The sequence below is a fragment of the Pedococcus sp. P1_H8 genome (assembly GCF_056405175.1).
This window is the reverse complement of record NZ_JBFUCP010000511.1, coordinates 1-351: the sequence shown is the minus strand read 5'-3', so window position 1 is coordinate 351 and position 351 is coordinate 1. Positions and strand designations below refer to the sequence as shown.

1 pseudogene is annotated in these 351 nt (G+C 67.5%); it reads right to left on the bottom strand.

What is annotated here, in order from left to right:
* Nucleotides 1–16: 16 nt before the first annotated feature.
* A pseudogene (locus AC1DYG_RS21095) lies at nucleotides 17–351 on the bottom strand (DNA-binding protein); the annotation flags it as partial.

Below are 351 nucleotides of genomic sequence, written 5' to 3'. Positions count from 1 at the left end.
GTTCTCGCTCATCTACCTACTTGCCTTCCGGTGCGTCGAAACCCCGACGCGTCGCGCCCGGCGCCGCCGACGGTTCGATCCGTCGGGCGCGTTCGCGGGCCTTCTCCGACGAACTGAGCTGCCAGGGCACGCTGGTGACCATCACGCCGGGCTGGAACAGCAGCCGGCTCTTGAGCCGCAGCGCGCTCTGGTTGTGCAGGATCTGCTCCCACCAGTGTCCGACCACGTACTCGGGGATGAAGACCGTCACCACGTCCCGCGGCGAGTCCCGACGGACCCGCCGGACGTAGTCGAGGATCGGCTTGGTGATCTCCCGGTACGGGGACTCGATCACCTTGAGCGGCACCGTGA